The organism is Acinetobacter sp. OYA S30 (genome assembly GCF_033599315.1).
GTDB classification, from domain to species: Bacteria; Pseudomonadota; Gammaproteobacteria; order Pseudomonadales; family Moraxellaceae; genus Acinetobacter; species Acinetobacter baumannii.
Genome location: NZ_JAWVAV010000114.1, coordinates 1 through 1,203, shown reverse-complemented (window position 1 = coordinate 1,203; position 1,203 = coordinate 1). Strand labels below are relative to the sequence as shown.

1 protein-coding gene is annotated in these 1,203 nt (G+C 44.4%); it reads right to left on the bottom strand.

Annotation, left to right across the window (positions count from 1 at the left end; genetic code table 11):
* Positions 1-1,191, bottom strand: coding sequence for an elongation factor Tu (gene tuf / locus R5R67_RS19360; protein ID WP_001029610.1), 1,191 nt, complete (start codon positions 1,189-1,191; stop codon positions 1-3).
* Positions 1,192-1,203 lie beyond the last annotated feature (12 nt).

Sequence of the window (1,203 nt, the reverse complement as noted above, 5' to 3'; positions counted from 1 at the left end):
TTATGCAGTTACTTTAGCAACAACACCAGCACCTACAGTACGACCACCTTCACGGATCGCAAAACGTAGACCTGGGTCCATTGCGATTGGGTGGATTAATTCTACTGACATTTCAACGTTGTCACCTGGCATTACCATTTCAACGCCTTCTTTCAACTGGATCGCACCAGTTACGTCAGTTGTACGGAAGTAGAACTGTGGACGGTAACCATTTAAGAATGGAGTGTGACGACCACCTTCTTCTTTAGAAAGTACGTATACTTCTGCGTCGAATTTAGTGTGCGGCTTGATTGTACCTGGTTTAGCAAGTACTTGTCCACGTTGTACTTCTTCACGCTTAGTACCACGAAGTAAGATACCACAGTTCTCACCTGCACGGCCTTCGTCAAGAAGTTTACGGAACATTTCTACGCCAGTTACAGTTGTTTTAACTGTATCTTTAATACCAACGATCTCTACTTCTTCACCAACTTTGATGATACCAGCTTCAACACGGCCTGTTACTACTGTACCACGACCAGAAATTGAGAATACGTCTTCGATTGGCATCAAGAATGCTTTGTCGATTGCACGCTCTGGCTCTGGGATGTAAGAGTCAAGTGCTGCTACAAGAGCAAGAACTGATTCTTCACCGTAAGGACCAGCTTCACCGTTAAGCGCTGCAAGAGCTGAACCACGGATTACTGGAGTGTCATCACCTGGAAAGTCATAAGTAGAAAGAAGTTCACGTACTTCCATTTCTACTAATTCAAGTAATTCTTCGTCATCAACAAGGTCGCATTTGTTTAAGAATACGATGATGTAAGGTACACCTACCTGACGAGAAAGAAGGATGTGCTCACGAGTTTGTGGCATTGGACCGTCAGTTGCAGCACATACAAGGATCGCGCCGTCCATCTGAGCAGCACCAGTGATCATGTTTTTAACATAGTCGGCGTGGCCTGGGCAGTCAACGTGTGCGTAGTGACGAGTTGGAGAATCGTATTCTACGTGTGATGTATTAATTGTAATACCACGTGCTTTTTCTTCAGGTGCTGAGTCGATTTGTGAGTAATCTTTCGCTTCACCGCCGTAAGTTTTTGCACAAATTGTTGCAATCGCAGCAGTTAAAGTTGTTTTACCATGGTCAACGTGACCGATTGTACCCACGTTTACGTGTGGTTTATTACGTTCAAACTTGGCTTTAGCCATGATGATCTTCCT

What these genes read in the sequence shown, in the direction of transcription:
- tuf (WP_001029610.1), bottom strand. Translation starts at nt 1,191, where the DNA reads ATGGCTAAAGCCAAGTTTGAACGTAATAAACCACACGTAAACGTGGGT.